Below are 21,800 nucleotides of genomic sequence, written 5' to 3'. Positions count from 1 at the left end.
TCACGTTGACGTGAATGTCAAGCGCGTGCTGGACTCGGGGCCGTGCAGATCAGCGAACTCTCCGCCCGCACGGGCACGAGCAGGCGGGCCCTGCGGTACTACGAGGAGCAGGGACTGCTGACGCCGGACCGGTTGCCGAACGGGTACCGGGACTATGACGAGCAGACGGTCACGACCGTGCGCCGAATCCAGATTCTGCTGTCGGCGGGGTTGGGCACGTCGGCGATCGCGGAGATTCTGCCGTGCGTGATCGACGAGAACGTGGTCCTGGCGGGCAGGTGCCCGGAACTCCTCGACGGCCTGGCGAAGGAACGGGAACGGATCACGTCGGCGATCGAGGAACTGACGGAAGCCCGCCACATCCTGGACAACCTGGTGGGGCGGCCATTGATCCCGGAGGGCCGTCCCGCGAATTGAGCCGCGCGCAGACTCCGGCCGCGTGGTTCGGCCATGGGAGGTTGGCACAAGAGGCGTCGTCGGTGGACTGATGACCACGGTCGGGCGGTGGACGGTGGGCGGGCATGGCGCCTGCGGGCTGTGGTGGACATCGTGTGTTGGCGTGGGGTCCCGGTTCGGCCCGAAGTTCGGCGAGCCGGGTGATTCATGCGTTGGTGACCTGGAGCTGACGGCGATGGGCCTGGCCAGGGGCATCCCCACGCGTGTGGGGCGGACAAGACATCGAATGCGCGCCCAAATGCCCAGGGCGGTTCATCCCCACGCGTGTGGGGCGGACGGTGGTCTCGGCCAGCGCACGCTGATCGTCGACGGTTCATCCCCACGCCTGTGGGGCGGACACTTTGCGACCTGCGGTGGAGCGCGTCCGTTACCAAAACGCAACCGCTGTTCATTCCGTAGCTAAGGACTGTGGAACCGTTTCACTACCCTATGTCATCGCAGTCGTGGCCAATCGACAGGAGCCCTCATGCTGCTGAGGTGATGCTTCGAGCGAGCCCCAATGCGAGCGGGAAGAGCACGGATGGGGAGCGGAGCTACCTTGGCACATGCTGCGTCGACGGTTCGTCGGACATTCACGCCCTCCACGACCATGGATCGCCTGTTCCAACGGAAGCCTTCATATCGACCCCGCCAACCGAAAAGCGGGCAGCGACCGGCGCTGCGGGCGGCCGCCGCGCGTAATCGTGCCCGGGTGTTGCAGGTCGCCCGCGAACAGCTCGCCGCTGGTCTGCATCGCCCGCTGCGATTCGCCCTCGTACACGCATTGCGGGACACGCGGTTCGCTGCGGTGCTCGAACCCACCAGCGACAACGAGCCGCAGACGTCGGAGCTGAAGGCCGACCTCAACCGGTCCGTGGCGCACCAGCTCGACCGTGCGCGCCGAAGGGGCGACATCCGGCGCGACGTCAAGGCCGATGATGTGCGCCGCCTGCTCTGCGGTATCGAGCACGCCGTGCGATCCTGCGACAACGTCCCGGCACGCATCGAGGTCTACCTCGACGTCCTCCTTGAGGGCCTTCGCCCTTCTCGTTGATCTCCGCATGAGGCTGGCGGAGCGCGGGCTCGCCGTCACCGTCGTCGGCCGTGACACCGACCGTGGTGCCCGCGCGGTCGAGCGGATCGCCACGGTCGCGACCGGAGGCGCCCCGAGGTTCTTGGCGGCCGACCTCGCATCCCTGCGCGACGTCCGGGCCCTCGCCGCCCGATTGGCCGCCGAGGGGCCGCTAAAGGTCCTGGTCAACAACGTGGGCGCGATGTTCCCGGACCGGCGGGAGACCGTGGACGGGATCGAGGCGGCCTTCGTTCTCAACCACCTCTCGCCCTACCTGCTGACCGAACTCCTCCTCGACCGGCTCCGCGCCGGAGGGCTGAGCCGGATCGTCAACGTCAGCTCCGCAGCGATCCGGGCCGCCGGGCGCTTCTTCGACGCCGTCGAACCGCCCGGCAGCTACTACGGCTTCCACTGGTACGGCCGGGCCAAGCTCGCGAACCTCGCCTACACCCTGCACCTGGCGAGCGCCTGCGTGGCAGCGGTGTCACGGTCTTCGCGGCCGACCCCGGCGGTGCCGCCACCGACATGACCGATGGCACCATGCGCTCTCCGAAGATCGTCGCGCCGCCACTGCGCCTGCTCTGCCGCTGGTCCGCCGGATGTTCGAACGCTCCACGGCCGGCCCCGCCTCCGTGGCCGCCCGGCCCTCCATCGTCGCCGCGACCGACGCCTCGCTGGACGGGCGGACCGGCCTGCTCATCGGCCCTCGGGCCGCCTCCGTCCCCGTCTTCCGTGGCAGTACCGACCCGCGGACGGTCAACGACGTGCTCAGGCTCAGTCGGGAGCCGGCACCCCTCGGCTAGGCCCGACGAGGACGCCGAGTGGAGCGCGCCGCCGTCACTCGGGCCAGTCAGAGTTCATGATGACCTCCACGAAGTCGCCGCGCCTGAACCCGGGGACGAAGTGGGCCAGCACGTCCGCCTTGACGTTGCCGAAGGTGGTCTGCGGGCGGTCCTTGATGCCGTCGGTGAACGCGGCGAGAATCCGGTTCTTGAAGTCCGGTCGCGGGTGCGCCGCCACCACGGCCGCGCGCTGCTCGTCGGAGACCTCGTGGTAGCCGATGCCCAGGACGTCCAGCTCCACACCGCGAGTGACCAAGGCGATCTCGGGCGCCATGTGCAACGGGATCTCGGGAGTGGTGTGCAGGGCGATGGCCGTCCAGACCCGGTCGGCCGGCTCGCCCGTGACGCCGTGCCGGTGCAGGAAGCGGCGGGCCTCGTCGGCCCCGTCGATCTCGAACCGCTGGTCCGTACGCCGGAAACGCCGGGTCAGCCCAAGGTCATGGAACATCGCGGCCACGTACAGCAGCTCCGGATCGAAGTCCGGCTTCCGCTCCCGGCCGCGCAGCGCCCCGAACAGGAACACCCGCCGCGAGTGGTCGAACAAGAGCGGCGAAGCGGCATCGCGCACCAGTTCGGTCGCCTCGCGCGCCAGGACGCTGTCAGGGATCCGGACGCCCGCGATCGTCGTGCTCACGGTGTGCACCCTTCCTCGGCGGTCGGCTGCGCGCGGCGGCGGCGCCCACCGTCGCGGAACCATGGGCTGTGACGTCGACCGGATGTCGCGGTCACGGACGCGCGGGCGGCCGGTGACGGGCTAAGCCTTGGGCGTGAACTGCGAGAGTTCGTAGATGCCGAGAGACTTCTCGATGCCGGCGACCTCTTCGACCATGTCCTTGAAGCCATTGGCGCCGAATCGGCGGTGCTCCTCTTCCTCGAAGATGTCGCCCAGGTCGGTGAACTCCTTGGCGGAAACGACCTCGCGGAGCGCCGGGAACACGACGGTGTCCTCGCGGGCCTCGTGCGGCTCGTACATCCGGATGAACGCCGCCATGTCGGTGCGCAGCACTCCGGGATCGAGGTGGTACGAAGTCGTGCCGTCGCCGGTCATGTCCAGCAGCCGACCGGTGATGACGCGGCCACGGTCATGCTGGGTGATCAGGACGTCCACCGTGCGGGTGAGCCGTCCCGCCTCGCGCAGCCGGGGAAAGACGTACCGCTCCTCCAGCTCCTCGTGGTGCTCTTCGATGAACCGCCGGATGATCCCCGCCGAGCTGTGCAACTCCTGGGCGGGAACCTGGTCGCCGAGATCTATCCGCCGGATCACCTCGCGGTAGATCAGCAGGATGCGCTTGAGGACGCCGTGCTCCTGCATCAGATCCTCCGGCGGCGTGACCGGCACCTCCGTCCCGGAGGCCGCGGCCTCGGCCTCCGCCCTGCCCAGCCCAGGGGCACCGGCAACCGCACCGGCCGCCACGGCGGCCGACAGACCGAGGAGGTCGCGCCGTGGCACGGCGGTTCCTTCGGGTTGGGGCATGGGGTCCATCGTCGTCTCCTCGCGAAAAGTCCTTGCGCACGGAACTGTGGTGTTCCCGGGGACATGGCAAGGGACGCGATACTGCGCGTCATGCTCGCGTCCGGAATCGGTAGGTGCCGGTGGGGCGCGTTGCGGACGGTGGGGGGAGGCGTCGATCGGCGCGCGATCGGCTCGGCTTCGCTCAGGCGGCCAGCGGCGAACCGGAACGGGCGGGGCTGCGTCTCAACGGCCGCACATGGTCCCGTGGGAACAACGGCGAGGCGTCAGAAAGACTTGGCCAACGACCGGGCGGTAGGGATTCCGCACCTGCCGGTGGTGGTGTCGGGTCGGTGATCGCCCGTAGTCGCGGGCTGGAAAGCACGTTCAGACGGCCCTTGGCAGCTCTGGGCGAGGTCGCCCACACTCGGCGGCGCTCATTGGTCTGACCCCGGCGCGGCATGGGCGGGCGGCCGAGGACGACGGTGCCTGGGGTTCGGGTACGCCGTGCGGGACAACCGCACCCATCGGCGTCGGGATCGTGTTGTCGACCGGGTCACTCGATGAGAGGCAGCGCATGGACGCTGTGCGCATGATCTCTGGTGACCCGATGCAGGATGCAGGGTGGCACCGCCGTTCGTACCTCAGAGAAAGGCCGACGACGATGTGTTCGGTGAGCGTCCGTCCGCGTGAACGACGGGGAGCGCCAGCCGGGCTGGCCGGTTCTCCTCGTCCCCACGTGCATGGGGCGGACGACCTGCGCGGCGCCAACCGAGAAGGCGTGAATCGGTTCACCACCACCTGCGTGGGCGGACGCGTAGACCTGCGGCTGCGGTGCGGGCAGCGTCGGTTCACCCCCCACGTGCGTGGGGCGCACCACGATCACTGCGACTGCGAGGTGGTCCCCGTCGGTTCACCCCCACCTGCGTGGGGCGGACTTGTCCAGGGGGATGGTCGCCCATCCCGTATCCGGTTCACCCCCACCTGCGTGGGGCGGACTTGTCCAGGGGGATGGTCGCCCATCCCGTATCCGGTTCACCCCCACCTGCGTGGGGCGGACTGGAACGCCGCAACCTGCCCGAGGGCCACACGCGGCTCACCCCCACCTGCGTGGGGCGGACCGGTGACGGTCCCGGCGCTCACCCGGCCGCGCCGGCTCACCCCCACCTGCGTGGGGCGCACACTTCCCGACCTGCGGCGCAGCATGCCCGTTACCAAAACGCAACCACTACCACCGCGCCCTCCACTGACCGTGAAACCGCCCCACCACCCTACGTCACCATCACCACCCCCACCCCGCCTACCATGAGGACATGACCACCGGCGACCTCACCGCACCTGCGAGCCTTTCGCATGAAGGCCCGCCAGGCCCCGAACAGCTCGCCGTCGCCGCCAGCGTGTTCCAACTCCTCTCCGATCCGACCCGCCTGCACCTTCTCTGGACTCTGGCGCACGGCGAGGTCGATGTCACCACCCTCACCGAAGCCAGCGGCGCTTCCCGGACCGCGGTCAGTCAGCACCTTGCCAAGCTGCGCCTGGCCGGACTGGTCGAGGCCCGCAAGGAGAGCCGACGCTCCGTCTACCGGTTGCGCGACGGACACCTTCGCCGTCTCGTGCTGGAAGCGCTGAACCACGCCGACCACACGGTCACCGGCGAACCCCCGCACGCCTGACTCTCTGCACGCCTGACACTCCGTACGCCTGACTCTCTGCCTCTCACCGACCTCCCGTCGGCGGGCATTCCGGTCGACCCGCCGCCAAAGCGTCATGTCGACAAGGCGCGGATAAGGTTCATGCCGTGACGACATCAGCCCCGGCGGCGTCCGGCCCGGCGCTCGGCCCGGTGCGCGCGCGACGCGGTGGGACGCGGGTCCTGCTGCTGTCGCTGCTGGTGCTCGCACACTTCCTCTGTTCGGTGTGTCACGCCTCCGCCGCCTCATCGGCCTTCGCGGCCGCAGGACCGGCGACGGCCGCCGTCGCCGAGGCCGGGAAGGCCGACGCCGGCCCGACGACCGTTCTCTCCCACGCAGAGGAGCCGTCCCCCGAACGCCACGCGTGCGGCGGCGCCGACATGGGCGACCAGTGGCTCGCCGGAGGCAAGGCGTTCGCCGGGCTTTTTCTCGGTGCTCTCGCGATCGTGGCGCTCTGGCTGGCACCCCCGCGTCCCCGGCTGTGGTTCGTTCGGCCGTTCCCCGTCAGTTCCCTCGCCGGGACCAGGCTGCTCGTGACCCTGTGCGTCCAGCGGGTCTAGACCGAAGACCCGCCGCACGGTGACCGCTCACCGCGACTGACGCGGTCGCTCCCCTGCGCCCCCTTCGACGCGGTCCTGCCCGCGGCCCGTCCATGACCGGGCCGCCGCTCGCCCGCGTCCCCTCGCCTTTCCGCCATGCACGCGAGTCGGCGGCCACGCCCGCCGGCTCCCGCACGCGCCCTGGATGTGACATGACCAGAAACCTCGCCATCACGCTCGTCCTGATCATCGGCTCCGTCGTCGCGCTCGGCATCTTCGCCTACAGCGTCGACCGCGCCCCGGCACCGCCCGGCAGCAGCGAAGCCGCCGACTCCCCTTCCCCCTCCATCGCCCCGGAGGAACTCCTCGTCCGGGAGAACAGCCACTACCTGTCCCGCGCCGAGGGCGCCGCCGAAGACGCCGACGTCACCGTCGTGGAGTTCCTCGACTTCGAGTGCGAGGCGTGCCGCGCCCAGTTCCCCGTCATGGAGCGGCTGCGCGAGGAGTACGACGGCCGGATCAACTTCGTCATCCGCTACTTCCCACTGCCCGGCCACACCAACTCCGAGCCCGCCGCGGCCGCCGTGGAGGCCGCCGCCCAACAGGGCGCCCTGGAGGAGATGTACATCCGGATGTACGAGACCCAGGCGGAGTGGGGCGAGTCACAGGACTCGCAGACCGACGTGTTCGTCGGCTTCGCCGATGACCTCGGCCTGGACGTCGAGGAGTTCACCGCCACCATGGAGGACCCGGCGACCCTGGAGCGGGTGCGGGCCGACTTCGAGGACGGCGTCGCGCTCGGTGTGCAGGGCACCCCCACGATCTACGTGAACGGCCGGCAGACCGACAGCATGCCCAGCTACCGGGTGCTCTCGGACATGATCGACCGCGAGCTGGGCGCGTGACCCCCGAGAACGCGCCCGCCGCCCCCGGCGCAGGCGTTCCCATCATCAGCCGGGCCCTGCCCTGGCTGCTCACCGTCGGCGGGGCCGTCGGGCTGGTCGCGGCTGCGGCGCTCCTGGTCGAGAAGCTGAACGTGCTCCGCGACGCCGACTACCAGCCGACCTGCAGCATCAACCCGGTCATCTCCTGCGGGACGGTGATGAACTCCCCGCAGGCCGAGGTCTTCGGGGTGCCCAACCCGCTGATCGGGATCGCCTGCTTCGCCGTGGTGACCACCATCGGCACGGCGCTGCTCGCCGGAGCTCGCTTCCACCGCTGGTTCTGGCTCGGGCTGCAGGGCGGGGTCGTCTTCGGCGCGGGCTTCGTGCACTGGCTGATCTTCCAGAGCCTGTACCGGATCAGCGCGCTCTGCCCCTACTGCATGGTGGTCTGGGCGGTCACCGTGCCGATCTTCTGGTACGTCACCCTGCACAACCTGCGCGCCGGGCACCTCCCGGCCGGCGGGTGGGCGCGTCGCCCGCTGGACGTGCTCGCCCGTAACCACACGGTCGTGCTGACCGTGTGGGCGCTGGTGGTCATCGCGGCCATCGGGCAGGCGTTCTGGCCGTACTGGCGGACGCTGCTGTGAGTCCGCCGTCCGGGCCGGTCCGCATGGCGCGGACCGGCCCGGCACTCGCTCACGGAACGCTCGAATCCGGGTCGGCGAGTCCGTCGCCGGAACCCCTCATCAGGGGACGGAAGGCCCTGGCACGTAGGGGATTCGGTAAGGTTCGAGACGTGTCGGGGATAACGGTGGCGAAGCGGCGATCCGATGTCCGGATCCTTGTGCTCGCGCTGCTGTTCCTCGCCCATCTTTTCAGCTCGGTGTGCAACGCCGACGTCGCGGAGGCGGCGACCGGCACCGGCACCTCTGCGGCCGCCGCGTTCACACCCGGCATGTCCGCCGACGACACCGCCGAGCGCCGGCACCAGTGCGAGCTCGGCGCCGGGATCGGAATCAGCGTCGACAAGCGCGGCGTGGTGAAGATCTTCGCGCTCACAGCGCTCGGGCTGACCGCTGTCGGCCTCCTGTGGGGCGGTCCGCCACGTTACGCGACCCTGTCGCCACCGCCGCCGCATGCCGTGGCCCGCGGCGGAACCCGGCTGCTACGCACGCTGTGCGTCCAGCGGGTCTAGCACCCCGTTCGCGACTTCCGGTCGTCCCAGCCGTCCGCCCGAAGTTTCGGATCCGCTTCCGGCCCTCCCGCCGGACGCCGTGAGACGACCGGTTCCCGCCCACCCGCGCCTGCTCCCCGCGGGTATCCGGGCGTCCTGGCCGGTTCCCCTTCTCCGGGCCGGCCGCTCCCCGTCCCTGACGCAGGGACTCTCGACGATCACACGGAGACCTCCCCACGATGATGGACACCTTCCGCTCCCCGCTGTCCACAAGAATCGGTGCCGGGCTGGCGGCGCTCGGGCTTCTCACCGCCGTCGGCTGCTCCTCCGGCGACGCCGACACCTCCGGCTCCGAGCAGTCCGGCGGCGAGCCGGCCGCGCTGAGCATCACCCCCGAGGACGGCGCCGCCGAGGTCCGCCCGGACCTGCCCATCTCGGTCGTCGCCGAGAGCGGCACCATCACCGACGTCCAGGTCGCGATCGCCGGCCTGGAGGCCGAGGGCGCCAACGAGATGACCGGCACCCTGAACGAGGACAAGACCGAGTGGACCAGCGACTGGACCCTCGCCCCCGGCTCGGAGGTCACCGTCACCGCTACGGCGGAGAACGGCGACGGCGAGGAGACCGAGGTCGTGAGCGAGTTCAGCACGCTGGCCGCAGAACCGGGTCGGCGTCTGGAGCTCCAGTCGAACTTCCCCACCAGCGGTGAGACCGTCGGCGTCGGCATGCCGGTCATCGTGAACTTCGACCTGCCCGTGCAGAACAAGGCGCAGGTGGAGGCCGCGATGGAGGTCACCTCAGAGGAGCCCGTCGCCGGCGCGTGGAACTGGTTCGGCGACCAGATGGCGGTCTTCCGCCCCGAGGAGTACTGGCAGCCCAACCAGGACGTGGTCGTGAACCTGCGCCTGGCCGGGGTGCAGGCCGCCGACGGCGTCTACGGGATCGAGAACCACCAGCTTCGCTTCGAGGTCGGCCGGTCACAGATCACCCGGATCGACAGCGACACCAAGCGCATGCTCGTGGAGCGCGACGGAGAGCAGATCCAGGACTTCCCCACCAGCCTCGGCATGGCCACCACCCGGGCCTACACCACCACCAGCGGCGTGCACCTGACCATGGAGAAGTACGACCGGCTGGTCATGGACTCGGCCACCGTCGGGATCCCCGAAGGCCACCCGGACTACTACAAGCTGGACGTCGACTACGCCGTCCGGTTCTCCAACAGCGGCGAGTTCACCCACTCGGCACCGTGGAACAACCAGCTCGGCGAGGCCAACCTCAGCCACGGCTGCCCCAACCTCGCTCCTGAGGACGCCCGCTGGTTCTACGAGAACTCCTACATGGGCGACCCGCTCATCATCACCGGCACCGACCGCGAACTGGAGGTCGACAACGGCTGGGGCTACTGGCAGCGCTCCTGGGAGGAGTGGCTGGACAACAGCGCCACCGGCGAGGCCGACAACACGGGAGAGGCGGGCACCGCGGGGTCCCCGTTCTCCGCGGCGGAGTAAGCCGCCGCTCGCCCGACCCGTGATCCGGCTCCGGAGCCGCCACCGGAGCCGAGTGCCGCCGTCGACCGTCTTCCCCACGGTCGGCGGCGGCGCTGTTGTACGTGGCGTGGTCCGCTGGTCCGAGCACGGGGGAACGTTAGGCGGGGTGGTATCGGTGACGGTGACGTAATGTGGTGGCGCGGTTTCAAGGGTGGTGGAGGGGGCGGTAGTAGTGGTTGCGTTTTGGTAACGGGTGTACTGCGCCGCAGGTCGGGAAGTGTGCGCCCCACGTCCGTGGGGATCCCCCCGCCCCCCATCCCCCGTCATCGCCCACCGCCGACCTCACCCGAGGTCGCCCAGAATCTCCACCAAAGGCTCGGGGCTCTCCGGCCCCACGTGTGGGGCCTCCAGTAAGTGGACGTCGAACCGGTTCCCTGGTGTCGCCTCGTCCGCCTCCCGGATCATGCGGTCCTGGAGGGCGAGCGGAATCGTGCGGTCCAGGGTGCAGCGGATGTAACTGCGCGGGACGCGGCCCCAGGTCGTCGTGTCGCTGCGGGCGTCGTCGAGGGGGACCAGAGCGGACTCGTCCGGTTCGAAGGTGTTGAGGATGCTCCGGAACGCGTTGTCGTCGTAGTTCTCGGCGAGAGCCGCTTTCGCCGCGGTGAGGAACTCGGGGTCCGCCGAGCGCCAGTTGGTCCGGTTGACGCCGAGGCGCTCCGGGTCACCGACGCCCGGGATCACGGGTGGCGTACCGGCCTCGGGGGTGAGGACGTAGTCGAAGACGCTGCGCAGCCGCACGCAGCAGAACGCCGTCAGGTATACCAGCCGGCTGATCAGGTCCGGCACCTCGTTGGCCACGCCGGTGATCGTGGCGCCGCCCATGCTGTGTCCCACCAGGACGACCGGCCCGTGCCGGGCGGCTCGGCGCACCACCTGGGTGACGTGGCGGACGTTGTCGCCCAGGGTGGTTTCGGCCAGGACCGGTGACGGTTCGGTGGCGAGGGCGTCCAAATCCTGCGGCGCCTGGTAACTGAGCGGGAAGTTCGCCGCCGATCCGTGTCCGGGGAGATCGACCGCCAGTGCGTGGTGCCCCGCCATCGCGAGGCCGGCGACCAGTTGGGCGTAGGACTGCGCGTTGCCGTTCGAGCCGTGCACGATCACGAAGGTCGGCCGATCCGCGTCGGCGTCCGGTCGTGGCGACGCGTGGGCAGGCGGCGTGCCCACCGTGAGTGCGGCTCCGCCCGCTGTTCCGGTGAGCACCGTGGCCGCGCGCAGCAGTCCGCGGCGGCTCACACCACCGGTGTGCGTTTCGCGTCCCGTGGCCGATGGCTCACGCATGTGTCCTCCCGGACGCGCGGTGGGCGAGGGCCCAGACGAGCAGGGCCGCGCCTGCGGCGCCGACCAGGAGGTCCGTCCACTGGGGAAGGCCCGCGCCGCGGAGCAGGCCGGCGACGCCGAAGCTGGTGTCCCACACCGCCTCGGTTACGGCCGATCCGAATCCCTGGATGATCAGGACCGTTCCGAGGACCCAGCGCACCCCCTGCCAGCCGGAGTCGCTGTGCCGCTTTGTCGTCATGACGATGTCCTTTCACCTCGACATCAGAGGTTCCGATGCGAGTGCATCGGATCGTAGCAGCGTTCCGATGCGCTCGCATCACATAAACTCGACGCATGCCCAGACAGGTGGATCACGACGGCCGGCGGCGGCAGATCGCGCAGGCGGTCTTCGAACTCATCAGCGAACGCGGGCTTGAGGCCGCGACCCTGCGCGACGTCGCGACGCGGGCCGGGGTCTCCATGGGTGCCGTCCAGCGGTGCTTCTCCACCAAGGAGGAGATGCTGATCTTCGTCGCGGAGCACGCCAACCAGCAGGTCACCGAACGTGTGCGGCGGCGGATCGCGGAATCAGCGGACCCGGAGTCGGGGCTGACGATGCTGGAACAGACGCTGGTCGGGATCGTGCCGGTCGACGAGCAGAGCCGCGCGGAGGCGCGGGTCTGGCTGGCCTTCGTCGCCCAGGCGGCCGTCAACCCCAGGCTCGCGGACGTCCAGCGGCAGCAGTACTCCGGCCTGGCGGAACTCTTCGCCCTGCTCATCCGGATGGCGAAGGACGCCGGGCACGTGCGGCCGGACGTCGACCCTGACCGGGAGGCCGACGAACTGCTCACCCTCGCCGACGGGCTGAACGTCCAGATCCTGTTCGATCGCTACACGCCGGAGGCGGCGCGGGCCGCCCTCGACCGGCGGATCGCCGCCCTTCGCGTGCGGGCCGCCGAACCGGCACGGTGACCGGCCCCGGTGGGGTTCCGGAGGCGCGGCGGCTACGCTCGGCACATGACCCACACGTGGCAGCCCTCGGCGCCGGGGGTACTTCGGCTGCCCTCGGGACGGCTCGTCCGCGGCCGGGGGCTGCGCCACCCGTTCCCGGAAGGGCCGGAGCCCGACTTCGCGCTGTACCTGCTGGGCGGCGAACCGCCTCCGGTCACCTGGGAGGTCCGATGGGTCCGCTGGCGGGACTTCTGGCTGCCATCCGACCACATCGCTTTCCGGGCCGCCCTGCAGGAGGCGTGGCAGCGGTCCGAAACCGCACGCGTCGAGATCGCCTGCGGCGGCGGTAACGGACGGACCGGAACGGCGCTCGCCTGCCTGGCCGTGCTGGACGGTGTGCCGGCCCATGACGCGGTCGGCTACGTCCGGAAGCACTACCGGCCCCGCGCCGTGGAGACGCCCTGGCAGCGCCGCTTCGTCACCCGCTTCCCGGACACGGCGGCGGTCTGACGCACGCGGCGGCCCCGGGCGGCGGGTGCGTCGATCAGCCGGCCGCCGGAGGCGCCGCAGGGGACGCGGTTCCGGGTGGGACGGCCGGGCGGGAGCCGGCCGCGGGGCGACGGCGGGTGAACCGGTCGCGGATCATCGCGGTGATCGAAGGGCCGCCGGCGAAGCACCAGAGGGCGATGACGGGGTCGCAGATCGCACACCCCAGCGACGAGTGCTCCGCGAAGGGGATGATCGGATCGCCGCTCAGGTGGTGCGCGGCATCCCAGACGGTGTGCATCAGCCAGGCGATGCCGATGAACTTCCACGAGTTCAGGCCACGGAAGGCGACGTAGGTCGCGACGGCCGCGAAGGCGAACTCCCACGCGCCGAAACCGCCGCCGCTGAGGTAGGCGGCGCCGGCTCCGGCGACGAAGATCGCGTTGAACCCGCGCCGATGCCGCTCCGGGATGAGGGAGCTGAGGAGTACGTACGTGCAGCCGATCAGGATCGGCGCGATGTAGGTCCCGAAAAATGCCATGGTCCGATTCCGCAATCTCTTGGTGAAAGCGACAGCGAGAGTTCGCGGAGTCGATGCTAGGAAGCGCTGCTGGCGTGCGGGAGTGGCCGGATCGACAATCTCCAACGGGATTCCGCCATTGGATGTGGCCGGCCGGCAGGACGGGCATGGCGGGGCGCACGGTCATCCCGCGCACATCGAGGCACCGGCCCGGCACGCCCGGACCGCCGCCGAACGCCGGACCCGTCCGTCACCCGTCCGGGCACGCCCTCGACACCGGCCGTCGGACGGCGTCCTTCCCTCGGCCGGTGCCACCCGCGCACAAGGGCGGGTCACTCGGGCGGGTACATCTCCAGGCGGACCTTCGCCTTGCCGAACCTTCTCTCGGCGATGTCCTCGGGGCGCATCAGCCAGAAGATGGTGCCCAGCGAGGTCTTGCCCGCCATCGCGGGGATGTGGGCTTGGGCGAGCAGCCGCCAGGGTGTGGTGTCGCCGTCGGGGTAGGGCGGCAGGCACGGGTCGTCCCAGATGGGAGAGGCGTGCCCGCCCAGGGTGAGCTCACCGGCCGGGGCGTTGTCGTAGCCGATGTCGCCGAACTCCTCCCACCTCTGTGACCATTCCTCGTCGGATTCGATGACGTCGTGGCCGGTGGACGGCATGTTCCAGGCGGGATGTCCGTGAAGGGGGAACGGCTCGCTGACGTAGCCGGCGTGCTCCGCTTCCGGCTGCCGTTCGGCGGTGGGGATTCCGGCGGGAACGTAGACGACCCGTCCTTCGGTGTCCTCGGAGTCGTCCCCCCATTCGGGCTCGTCCTTGTTGCCGAAGAACAGCAGGTGTCCGTCCTTCGGCAGGGGGAGATCGAGGCCGCCGGGCAGCGCCGCGCAGTCGACCGAGGCGAAATAGTGCGGGTAGCCGGTCCATTCGACGTCCGGCGGCAGCAGCGGCAGCCCTCCGTACCGCCCGACGACGGGGCCGGGGCCGTGCTCTTCCGGCCGCAGCTCGATCCGTGGCAGGGCGAATCGCAGTGCCCAGTCGATGAGGTGTTCGGGGATTCCGTACTCCCGCGCGCTCGCGCGGAACTCCTGACGTCTCTCCATGGCGTCCGAAGCCTGCCACACACCGGCTTCCTCCGCGAACATGCGTACCGACGGCACCGTTGCCCGAACCCGGCCACGCGGCCGCGGCCGGGGACGGACGGCCGAATCTCCCGGCCGGTATCGCTACCGGCGAACCCTACGGACAGGACGCAAGGCCAGAACGGCGCCGGCCACGGTGGCGGCGACGCACGTCCACGCGAACAGGTCCCCCACCCTGCTGTAGACGGTGGCGACGCCATCGACCGGGACGTCGACCACCATCGAGCCGCCGCCCGAGGTGAAGTAGTCCGCCGCGGCGAGCGTGCGGCCGTACGGGTCGACCGTCGTAGAGATGCCCCTGCCGACGGGACGGACGAGCGAGAAGCCGTTCTCCACCGCGCGGAACATCGCCTTCTCGGCGTGCAGCTTCTTGATGGCCGCCCACTCGTTCGCCGGCAGCAGCATGATGTCGGCGCCCCCGGCACCGGCCTGGCGCATGGTCGCGGGGAAGTTGAGGTCGTAGCAGATGGCGGTCGCCAGCCGGCCGAACGGCGCGTCGTGCAGCGGCGTCTCGCCCGGCCCGGCTTCGTAGGGCTCCAGGACGGGGATGGGGTGCGCCTTGTCGTAGGTCCAGGCCGTCGAGCCGTCCGGGGCGATGAGGACGGCCTGGTTGCGCAGGTACGGCGGCTGCTCGATGTAGACCGACATCGCGGCCTCGACATAGACCTCGTGCTCGCGGGCGACCTCCCGGATCCGGTCGATCAACTCGTCGCGGTGCGTCTCCAGAGTGAACGCCGCCGACTCGTTCCACACGACGAGGTCGGCCCCGGCGCGCGCCTCATGGACGGTGCGGTCGATCAGCTCGTCGTTGATGGCAGCGAAGTCGCGGCGCACCTGGTCCGGATCGGCGGTGACGATCGCCTCCAGCGAGTCGTACTTCGCGAAGGCCGGGGACATGGTGGTGTCATGGCTCGCCTCGCTCAGCGTGACACCTGCCGCGCGCACGCTCTCGGTCGGTGTCGGGGCGAACGCCAGGCGCGCGCCGCCGGCCAGGACGACGCAGCCCAGCACCGCGGCGCTCGCCGCCGCGGCCCGGAGAGCGGTGCGCCAGGCCCGCCCCGCGGTGAGCGCGTGCGCCGCGACCGTGGCGGCCCACGCGACGAGGAAGCTCACGCCGTACACGCCGGTGACCGCGGAGACCTGAACGAGCGGGAGCGCCTCGTGCTGGGTCGATCCCAGAACGCCGTAGATGCCGCCGACCGGACTCAGCGAGCTCTGGGCGAACTCGGTGGCGACCTTCGCGGCCGGGAACACCAGCGTCGACAGCAGGACCGAACGTGCCGCCAGCCTGGGCGCCACCAGCCGGTCCAGCAGGAACGGCACTGCCTGCACGGCCCCCAGGCCCACGGCGATCAGCAGCAGCGGCGGGGAGGACAGCTCCGCTCGCCACAGCCAGAAGACGACGCCGCACGCGGAGATCGCCCAGAGCCACACCAGCGCGGCGGCCGGGCGGCCGGTGCGGGCGAAGTGAATGAGGAACACCGGGTACAGCCACGCGGCCAGGGCGATGTCGGAGTTCGTGTGCGTCGCGAAGAGGGACAGGACGCCGCCCACGAGCAGCCAGAGGTACCTCCGGCGTCGTCCGGCCGGTCCGTCATGAGGGGAGAAGGCCACGGCGGGCCCTTTCTCGGTAGGAGAACAACGGGTCTGGGCCGCCGGTACGGCCCGTCGTGCACACTAGGAACGCCGGTCCGCCACGGCCATGAGGCCGTCCACCCGGCTGGATGCGGCCCCCCGCAGCAGCATCCCGGCGGCTAATGGGGCGAACCGCATGGCCCCCTCTCCGGGCGGTCTCCCGCTGTCACCACCACCGCCTACGCTGCGGCGCGTCATCCACACAGCCATGAGGAGACCGACGTGACGGACGAGGACCCGACCATGCGCCGCATCGCCGACGCCATCACGCTGCACCGGGACGGGGACGCCGCCGGGGCTCGGCAGCGGTTCGCCGAGATCTGGGCGGACATCTCTCCGGACGGGGACACCTTCCACCAGTGCGTTCTCGCGCACTACATGGCCGACCTCCAGGACGACCTTCGGGACGAGCTCGTGTGGGATCTTCGGGCGCTGGCCGCGGCGGACGCCTCCAGCGACGACCGCGTCAAGCGGTACGACTCGTCCCTGGATCTGCGCGGCTTCTACCCGTCCCTGTACGTCAACCTCGCCGACGACTATCACCGGCTGGGCGACCACGCGAAGGCCCGGGCACACCTCGACCAGGCCGAGGCACACGCGGACACGCTCCGGAACGACGGCTACGGGGACACCATCCGTTCGGCCATCCGCCGCCTCGCCGCCGAGCTCGCCGAAGCCGAGACCGCACCGCGGAACGGCGCCCGCTGACGGCGACCTGCCGGCCGACCGGCGCCGGAGCCCCGAAACGTCCCGTGGCAGGGTGGCCGGCCACGAACCGGTCAGCGGAGCCGGCACCGATCACGGCTGTCGAGGGCTGGGCGTTCGCACCGCGAGGACACGGACTCCCGATGGAGAACGGGACCGCACGACGCCCCCACATTCACCGCTGCTCGCTCCGCCCCGACTCGTCGCCTGCGTGCGTGCCGCCGGGTGCGTCTTCACCGAGCGGGAGGCGACCGTGACCGCCGACGCCGCGCGTACCCCTGAGGAACCGACCGAGCTGGTCGACCGGAGCCGCCCCGGATCGCCCCTCGGCCTCGTCCTTGGCCGGACGGAGTTCCGCGGGGCGTGATGCGGGGTGTTCGTCCCGCGGTCCCGCGGCGACTTCATGGCCCGCGAAGCCTGGCCCTGACCCGGCCGGGCACCGTGGCGGCCGATCTGTGCTGTGGCCCGGGCTTGACGCGCCAGGACCGCCACCGACGCGGGGCGCGTGGCCGGCGGTCACCTGCTCGTGGAGGCGTCCACTCGTCAGGCCGCGGACGCCGCTCTGGCGTTCACCGCGGCCGGTCTCGCCTGCAGATACGGACGCGTCAGGAGCGAGAGGCGACCATGCTGGTCGGCACCCGTACCGGGGGAAGCCCAGCGTCTGGCCAGCCGGGTACGGCTTTCGCCAGGGCGGTCGAGCAGCTCGGCGGCCCGGTGTGCCGGCTCCGGTCGCCCTCCGCGTAGGCCGCCCGGACGGGCGCCTCCTGCGATCGGGAGCGCCCGCCGCAACTCTCCGGTGGCGATCACTCCCCGTGCCGTGGCTCGATCACGCAGTCCGGGCCCGGGAACATGAGGGACTCGTGGCCGTCGCTGAAGCGCACGAGATAGGGCGGTGCGCCCTCGGATCCCCGGACTTCGACGATCTCGCCCCGCTGTGTCGGAACACCGACCGTCTTGCTGTGCACTTGGATGACGTCGCCGATGCTCGCCCGCATGCCCACTCCTTCGAGGTCGATCGCCACGGCCGGTGCGTGACCGTCGCACAGCACACAGTAATCAGCCGCACGGTGGCTCGTCGCGGTAATCCACAACGGCTCCGCCGGTGACGGCCCGCGCCATCCGTACGATGGCGCGGGCGACGTGTTCCGGACAGCCGTCACTCCGCGCACTGCCCGCCGAAACGGCGGCCGTGATCGCTCGGCGAGCCGATGACCGTGCCCTCCGTGTCCCGGTCGGCCAGCCGCAGCGCGTCGATGAGATCGGCCCGGGCCCGCGCCACCCGGGACCGCACCGTGCCCACCGGGACGCCGGTCATCCGCGCCACCTCCGCGTAGGAGAACCCGTCGAGCTGGGTCAGCACGAACGCCGTCCGGCGCGGCTCCGCCAGACGGTTCAGCAGGTCGCTGAGCACCAGCTCCTCGTCGAACCTCGACCCGATGCGCGCCGGAGCCATCGGCACCAGGTCCCAGTCCGCGACCCCGGTCGTCTTCGGCCGGGCGGCGAGCGAGCGGTACCGGTCCACGACGGTCCGGCGGGCGATCGACAGCAGCCAGACCCGTGCCGACGACCGGCCCGCGAACCGCGGCAGGCTGCGCAGCGCCCGGATGTAGGTCTCCTGGGTCAGCTCCTCCACCGCCTGCGGATCGGCCATCCGGGCGATGTAACCGGCGACCTGCCGGCGCGTGGCCCGGATCAGCTGTTCGGCCGCGTCCTCGGCGCCGTCCCGGGCCGCGAACGCCATATCGGTGATCAGTGCGTCATCCATGGCGTGTCACCACCGGGAGACGGCGGCCCTGATCGGCCATGATGGTGCGATGAAGTGCGTGGACTGCCGGACAGCCGTCTCCGCCGAACTCGACGGCGAGGACCCGGGCCGGCCGGCCGAGGAGGTACGTGACCACCTGGAGTCGTGCGCGCGATGCGCCCGCTGGCAGGCGGCCGCCCGCGACCTGCGTCCGTTGATCAGGGGATTGCGCCCGGCGGCGGTACAGAGACCGGGCGGTGACGAGTAGATCCCGACGGTACGGGGACGGGTGACCGCCAGAACTGGTGTTCCACGGCATGGTGAATGATTCCTCGGTTCCCTACCGTGCCGCGCGAGCACCACGCGGGCGTCCGCGCACACGGCGACGAAGGCGCGTCCCGGGCGGCTCCCGGCAGGGTCGGGCGCAGGCCCCGGAACGGAGTTTCGGACCAGGCGGCGGCAGCGCTCGCACCGCCGCGAACATCCGGATGCCCGGCGCTCATCGGCGCACGGACACGAGCCGCGGTGGCCTCCGGGACATGTCCGGCGGTGCCGCCCGCCGGCGATCCGCGCCGCGCGCCCGCACCACGCGTGCCGGTGTTCGCGACGTCCCATCGCCCAGGCGGCAGCCGTCGGACACGCCCGCGGCCACGACGGGCCGGCGCATCACGTCAGGCTGGTCAGAACCGGGGCGGAGCGCGCAGAACGACGACGTGCCGCAGCGCCGCGGGCCGGGGCCTGCCCGGCACGGTCCGCGGGAACCCGGCCGGTCGGCGGACCGCCGGAACGGGCACCGGCCGCAACGGCGACCAGAGCGGCCCGAACAGCAGCGTGACCACCTGGCCGGCCAGCGAGAAAGCGGCGGCCTCACCGCACCGGAGCCAGCACGCGCTGACGGCGGCGGCCACGAGGTGCGCGGCGAGCATCCCGGTGCCGGATCCGGTGGGATCGGCGTCCAGCGCCATGCCGCTCATCGGGTGGCCGGTCACCGGCGCGGCGCCGGGTGAATCCGCCGCGCCACCGGCGGGCGGGCTCGCCACCAGCGAAAAGAACAGGTGCAGCGCCAGCTGGCCCCACAGCATCCAGCCGAGGATCATCCCGAGGCCCCGCTCACGACCGGCCGCGGCGCGAGCCGCCACGAAGACGGCGGCGAAGACCATGAGGAGCGCCGGCGCGCCGATGGCGTGCCCCGACGTCAGCGCGTGGCCGCTGGCCGACAACCCGACGGCCACGCCGGCGAACATTCCGGCGCGGAGCCATCGTGGCGGGGGCGGCGCTGACATCGTGCGCCCATCGTGCCACCGCGCGCGCCGCCTACGCCGCCGGGGCACGGCTACCAGGCGCGGAGTCCCGGCGGCGTTACCCGCCGGGCATGGTGGGTAGCCGCTTCGCGTACAGGTCGCGGAGTCCCGCCTCGGACCCGGACCGCCGTGTCAGCGTCGGGAAAGGCCAGTCATGGAACAGTCGCGCGCGCCGGTACTCGAAGCGATCTCGGCCTTCCACCGGCGTGGGGACGTCTCCTTCAACCCGCCCGGACACAAACAGGGACGGGGCATCGACCCCCGGGTCCGAGAGGTCCTCGGTGACGCCGTCTTCACCTCCGACATCCTTTCGATGAACGCGCTTGACGACCGGCTCATGAGGGGTCGGGTGGTCGAGCAGGCCCAAGAACTGATGGCCGAGGCGGTGGGCGCCGACCACACGTTCTTCTCCACCTGTGGCAGCTCACTCTCCGTCAAGAGCGCCCTGCTGGCGGTCGCGCCGCCGGAGTCCCGGCTCCTCGTCTCGCGCAACGCCCACAAGTCGGTGGTGGCCGCTGTTGTTCTCGGCGGGGTGTGGCCGGTCTGGGTGCATCCGCACTTCGACGGCGATCTGCACCTCTCGCACCCGCCGGAGCCGGAGGACGTACGGCAGGCCCTGACCGAGCACCCCGACGCACGGGCCATGCTGCTCATCAGCCCCACGGACTACGGCACCTGCGCCGACATCGCGGGCGTGTCCGAGGTCTGCCACGAGCACGGCGTTCCACTCGTCGTGGATGAGGCGTGGGGCGCGCACTTTCCGTTCCACGACGGCTTGCCGCAGTGGGGGGTGAGTGTCGGGGCCGACGTGGTCCTGACCAGCGTGCACAAGATGGGCTCCGGGCTGGAGCAGAGTTCGGTGTTCCATTTGCGCGGCGACCGCGTCCGCCCGTCCACACTGCGCGCGTGCGAGGATCTGCTGGGCACGACGAGCGCGTCGGTGCTCATGTTCGCCGCACTCGACGGCTGGCGCCGGCAGATGGTCCAGCAGGGCCGCCCCCTCCTGGACGCCGCGATCCGGCGCGCCGAACGCGTCCGCGAGGAGCTGGACGCGGTGCCCGGGCTGTCGATCCTCGGCCGTGAGATCGTCCGGCCCGGATGTGCCGCCGACCAGGACGTGCTCAAGATCGTGGTGGACGTGCGGGAACTCGGGGTCAGCGGTTACCAGGTCGCCGACTGGCTGCACGAACACGCACACCTCAACGTGGGACTCGCCGACCACCGCAGGGTCGCCGTGCAGATCACCCACGCCGACGACGATGACACGGTCGGGTATCTGGTCCAGTCGTTCCGCCGGGTGGTGACGGCGTCCACCGATATGGAACGCATGCCGGAGGTGAGGCCGCCTCGGCCTGGCGCCCTGGAGCTGGAGACGGTCATGCTGCCCCGCGACGCCTTCTTCGGGGCGAGCGAGACCGTCCCCCTGGAGAAGGCCGGGGGACGGGTAGCGGCGGAGTTGGTCAGCCCGTACCCGCCGGGCGTCCCGGTGCTGGCACCCGGTGAGCGCATCACGTCGGAAGTCCTCGACTACCTCGCCAGCGGCCCACCGGCGGGGATGCTCATCCCGGACGCGGCCGATGGGTCGATGCGGACACTGCGGGTGGTGGCGGAGTGAGGAGAACGGGGACGGGTGCCGGGCCGGGAGCGCGACATGAAGAGTGGCGCGCGTCACGGACCGGCGAGTTGGCGGGCGGGCGCTCCGCGGCTATAGTTCTTCGAGTCGCCTGAAACGAGACGGGTTCTGCGCCCGGATCGAGGCGACCGTCTTCTCTCGGGAGCACCGGACGCCGACAGGCGGTCGGCCCCACCACCCAACGGTCTTGGACGTCGATTCGTTCTGGCATACTCGTTGTGCCCTGAATTGATCGTCGACTATTTCCGTGTCGTGGTTCGGGAGCGTTGCGAAAACACCGGTTTGGTGGAAGCGGAACGGTCCTGATAATGTGAAGACACAACGGAACGAGAGGCCGGATGTAGAATCCGGAATCGAAATTCCGACTCCTCTTTCAGGGGGATCGCGAAAAGCGCCGAGTTGGTGCCGGAGCGGGAACCTGATAAAGTGGAGACACAACAAAGCGGATTCGCCGCCTCGATAGAAGAGCTGGTTCCGGGTTGTTCCGGTGGCTTGTATACGAGTGAAGCGGTTGTTTCTTGAGAACTCAACAGCGCGTGTTTGTTTTCTTTGTGCCAAAGTTTGTTTTGGCCCCGTGGCATCATCGATGGATGGTGCCGGGGTTCCTTTGATTGACCGGCCTTTCGGGGCCGATCGTCAGGGTTTCTCTTCGAGGTTTACCGCTACCCGGGTTTCTGGGTGGGGGTTGTTCGGCCTTTGATGGAGAGTTTGATCCTGGCTCAGGACGAACGCTGGCGGCGTGCTTAACACATGCAAGTCGAGCGGTAAGGCCCTTCGGGGTACACGAGCGGCGAA

Annotated in this window: 25 protein-coding genes and 1 rRNA gene; 16 read left to right on the top strand and 10 right to left on the bottom strand. The window is 70.6% G+C overall.

Annotated features, from left to right (window positions below; translation table 11 throughout):
* Positions 1-42: 42 nt before the first annotated feature.
* The 4 genes from ACFQRF_RS09150 (at position 43) to ACFQRF_RS09135 (ending at position 2,310) form a co-directional block, all read left to right on the top strand.
* A complete protein-coding gene (locus ACFQRF_RS09150; protein ID WP_379870481.1) occupies positions 43-417 on the top strand; it encodes a MerR family transcriptional regulator in 375 nt (124 codons plus the stop codon).
* Between the two features lie 730 nt (positions 418-1,147).
* Entirely contained in the window at positions 1,148-1,489 is a 342-nt protein-coding gene (locus ACFQRF_RS09145) for an SbtR family transcriptional regulator (RefSeq protein WP_379870479.1), read from the top strand.
* 7 nt (positions 1,490-1,496) lie between these two features.
* Positions 1,497-2,036 carry an SDR family NAD(P)-dependent oxidoreductase gene (locus ACFQRF_RS09140; protein WP_379870477.1) on the top strand — a complete coding sequence of 180 codons (540 nt, stop codon included), beginning with the start codon at positions 1,497-1,499 and terminating at the stop codon, positions 2,034-2,036.
* Between the two features lie 70 nt (positions 2,037-2,106).
* On the top strand, positions 2,107-2,310 hold the full coding sequence (locus ACFQRF_RS09135; RefSeq protein WP_379870476.1) for a hypothetical protein: 204 nt from the start codon (positions 2,107-2,109) through the stop codon (positions 2,308-2,310).
* A 34-nt stretch (positions 2,311-2,344) separates the two neighbouring features.
* Here ACFQRF_RS09135 and ACFQRF_RS09130 read toward each other — a convergent pair whose 3' ends face one another.
* Both ACFQRF_RS09130 and ACFQRF_RS09125 read right to left on the bottom strand, forming a co-directional pair.
* Positions 2,345-2,983, bottom strand: coding sequence for an HD domain-containing protein (locus ACFQRF_RS09130; RefSeq protein WP_379870475.1), 639 nt, complete (start codon positions 2,981-2,983; stop codon positions 2,345-2,347).
* A 120-nt stretch (positions 2,984-3,103) separates the two neighbouring features.
* Positions 3,104-3,823 carry a hemerythrin domain-containing protein gene (locus tag ACFQRF_RS09125; RefSeq protein ID WP_379870474.1) on the bottom strand — a complete coding sequence of 240 codons (720 nt, stop codon included), beginning with the start codon at positions 3,821-3,823 and terminating at the stop codon, positions 3,104-3,106.
* Positions 3,824-5,112: 1,289 nt separating this feature from the next.
* Here ACFQRF_RS09125 and ACFQRF_RS09120 point away from each other — a divergent pair.
* The 6 genes from ACFQRF_RS09120 (at position 5,113) to ACFQRF_RS09095 (ending at position 9,598) form a co-directional block, all read left to right on the top strand.
* On the top strand, positions 5,113-5,472 hold the full coding sequence (locus tag ACFQRF_RS09120; protein WP_379870472.1) for an ArsR/SmtB family transcription factor: 360 nt from the start codon (positions 5,113-5,115) through the stop codon (positions 5,470-5,472).
* A gap of 125 nt (positions 5,473-5,597) precedes the next feature.
* Complete coding sequence (locus ACFQRF_RS09115; RefSeq protein ID WP_379870471.1) at positions 5,598-6,050, top strand: hypothetical protein; 453 nt, start codon at positions 5,598-5,600, stop codon at positions 6,048-6,050.
* A 191-nt stretch (positions 6,051-6,241) separates the two neighbouring features.
* Entirely contained in the window at positions 6,242-6,934 is a 693-nt protein-coding gene (locus tag ACFQRF_RS09110) for a DsbA family protein (protein ID WP_379870469.1), read from the top strand.
* Positions 6,931-7,560: a vitamin K epoxide reductase family protein gene (locus ACFQRF_RS09105; protein WP_379870468.1), complete on the top strand. Its 630-nt coding sequence runs from the start codon at positions 6,931-6,933 to the stop codon at positions 7,558-7,560. The genes ACFQRF_RS09110 and ACFQRF_RS09105 overlap by 4 nt, the downstream gene beginning before the upstream one ends.
* 149 nt (positions 7,561-7,709) lie before the next feature.
* Complete coding sequence (locus tag ACFQRF_RS09100) at positions 7,710-8,108, top strand: hypothetical protein (protein ID WP_379870466.1); 399 nt, start codon at positions 7,710-7,712, stop codon at positions 8,106-8,108.
* A gap of 218 nt (positions 8,109-8,326) precedes the next feature.
* Positions 8,327-9,598, top strand: coding sequence for a L,D-transpeptidase (locus ACFQRF_RS09095; protein ID WP_379870465.1), 1,272 nt, complete (start codon positions 8,327-8,329; stop codon positions 9,596-9,598).
* A gap of 321 nt (positions 9,599-9,919) precedes the next feature.
* Here ACFQRF_RS09095 and ACFQRF_RS09090 read toward each other — a convergent pair whose 3' ends face one another.
* The gene (locus tag ACFQRF_RS09090; protein ID WP_379870463.1) at positions 9,920-10,915 is read right to left on the bottom strand and encodes an alpha/beta hydrolase; all 996 of its coding nucleotides are present in this window, start codon (positions 10,913-10,915) and stop codon (positions 9,920-9,922) included.
* Entirely contained in the window at positions 10,908-11,153 is a 246-nt protein-coding gene (locus ACFQRF_RS09085; protein WP_379870462.1) for a hypothetical protein, read from the bottom strand. The genes ACFQRF_RS09090 and ACFQRF_RS09085 overlap by 8 nt, the downstream gene beginning before the upstream one ends.
* Before the next feature lie 95 nt (positions 11,154-11,248).
* On the opposite strand from ACFQRF_RS09085, the gene ACFQRF_RS09080 reads away from it, so the two are divergent.
* Positions 11,249-11,866, top strand: coding sequence for a TetR/AcrR family transcriptional regulator (locus ACFQRF_RS09080; RefSeq protein WP_379870460.1), 618 nt, complete (start codon positions 11,249-11,251; stop codon positions 11,864-11,866).
* A gap of 45 nt (positions 11,867-11,911) precedes the next feature.
* On the top strand, positions 11,912-12,355 hold the full coding sequence (locus ACFQRF_RS09075) for a protein-tyrosine phosphatase family protein (RefSeq protein ID WP_379870459.1): 444 nt from the start codon (positions 11,912-11,914) through the stop codon (positions 12,353-12,355).
* 34 nt (positions 12,356-12,389) lie between these two features.
* Here ACFQRF_RS09075 and ACFQRF_RS09070 read toward each other — a convergent pair whose 3' ends face one another.
* The 3 genes from ACFQRF_RS09070 to ACFQRF_RS09060 all read right to left on the bottom strand — a co-directional run bounded on the left by ACFQRF_RS09070 (position 12,390) and on the right by ACFQRF_RS09060 (position 15,601).
* Complete coding sequence (locus ACFQRF_RS09070; protein WP_379870457.1) at positions 12,390-12,872, bottom strand: DUF6010 family protein; 483 nt, start codon at positions 12,870-12,872, stop codon at positions 12,390-12,392.
* 311 nt (positions 12,873-13,183) lie between these two features.
* The gene (locus tag ACFQRF_RS09065) at positions 13,184-13,948 is read right to left on the bottom strand and encodes a DUF1963 domain-containing protein (RefSeq protein ID WP_379870456.1); all 765 of its coding nucleotides are present in this window, start codon (positions 13,946-13,948) and stop codon (positions 13,184-13,186) included.
* Between the two features lie 123 nt (positions 13,949-14,071).
* On the bottom strand, positions 14,072-15,601 hold the full coding sequence (locus ACFQRF_RS09060) for an apolipoprotein N-acyltransferase (RefSeq protein ID WP_379870454.1): 1,530 nt from the start codon (positions 15,599-15,601) through the stop codon (positions 14,072-14,074).
* Positions 15,602-15,844: 243 nt separating this feature from the next.
* Between ACFQRF_RS09060 and ACFQRF_RS09055 the strand changes: the two genes are divergently transcribed.
* A complete protein-coding gene (locus tag ACFQRF_RS09055; protein WP_379870453.1) occupies positions 15,845-16,330 on the top strand; it encodes a hypothetical protein in 486 nt (161 codons plus the stop codon).
* 800 nt (positions 16,331-17,130) lie between these two features.
* On the opposite strand, the gene ACFQRF_RS09050 is transcribed toward ACFQRF_RS09055, so the two are convergent.
* Positions 17,131-17,322: a DUF1918 domain-containing protein gene (locus ACFQRF_RS09050; RefSeq protein WP_379870451.1), complete on the bottom strand. Its 192-nt coding sequence runs from the start codon at positions 17,320-17,322 to the stop codon at positions 17,131-17,133.
* Between the two features lie 161 nt (positions 17,323-17,483).
* Entirely contained in the window at positions 17,484-18,092 is a 609-nt protein-coding gene (locus ACFQRF_RS09045; RefSeq protein WP_379870450.1) for a sigma-70 family RNA polymerase sigma factor, read from the bottom strand.
* Positions 18,093-18,141: 49 nt separating this feature from the next.
* Here ACFQRF_RS09045 and ACFQRF_RS09040 point away from each other — a divergent pair, with 49 nt between their 5' ends.
* On the top strand, positions 18,142-18,339 hold the full coding sequence (locus ACFQRF_RS09040; RefSeq protein WP_379870448.1) for a zf-HC2 domain-containing protein: 198 nt from the start codon (positions 18,142-18,144) through the stop codon (positions 18,337-18,339).
* A 412-nt stretch (positions 18,340-18,751) separates the two neighbouring features.
* Here the strand turns inward: ACFQRF_RS09040 and ACFQRF_RS09035 are convergent, their stop codons facing one another.
* Positions 18,752-19,303 carry a hypothetical protein gene (locus ACFQRF_RS09035; RefSeq protein WP_379870447.1) on the bottom strand — a complete coding sequence of 184 codons (552 nt, stop codon included), beginning with the start codon at positions 19,301-19,303 and terminating at the stop codon, positions 18,752-18,754.
* A gap of 223 nt (positions 19,304-19,526) precedes the next feature.
* Between ACFQRF_RS09035 and ACFQRF_RS09030 the strand changes: the two genes are divergently transcribed.
* Both ACFQRF_RS09030 and ACFQRF_RS09025 read left to right on the top strand, forming a co-directional pair.
* Complete coding sequence (locus ACFQRF_RS09030; RefSeq protein WP_379870445.1) at positions 19,527-20,987, top strand: aminotransferase class I/II-fold pyridoxal phosphate-dependent enzyme; 1,461 nt, start codon at positions 19,527-19,529, stop codon at positions 20,985-20,987.
* Positions 20,988-21,701: 714 nt separating this feature from the next.
* Positions 21,702-21,800, top strand: a 16S ribosomal RNA gene (locus ACFQRF_RS09025); the annotation flags it as partial.

The organism is Marinactinospora rubrisoli, assembly GCF_042664915.1.
Lineage (GTDB): Bacteria > Actinomycetota > Actinomycetes > Streptosporangiales > Streptosporangiaceae > Marinitenerispora > Marinitenerispora rubrisoli.
Note: the sequence above shows the minus strand (reverse complement) of the source record. Positions and strands in the feature narration are given on the sequence as shown.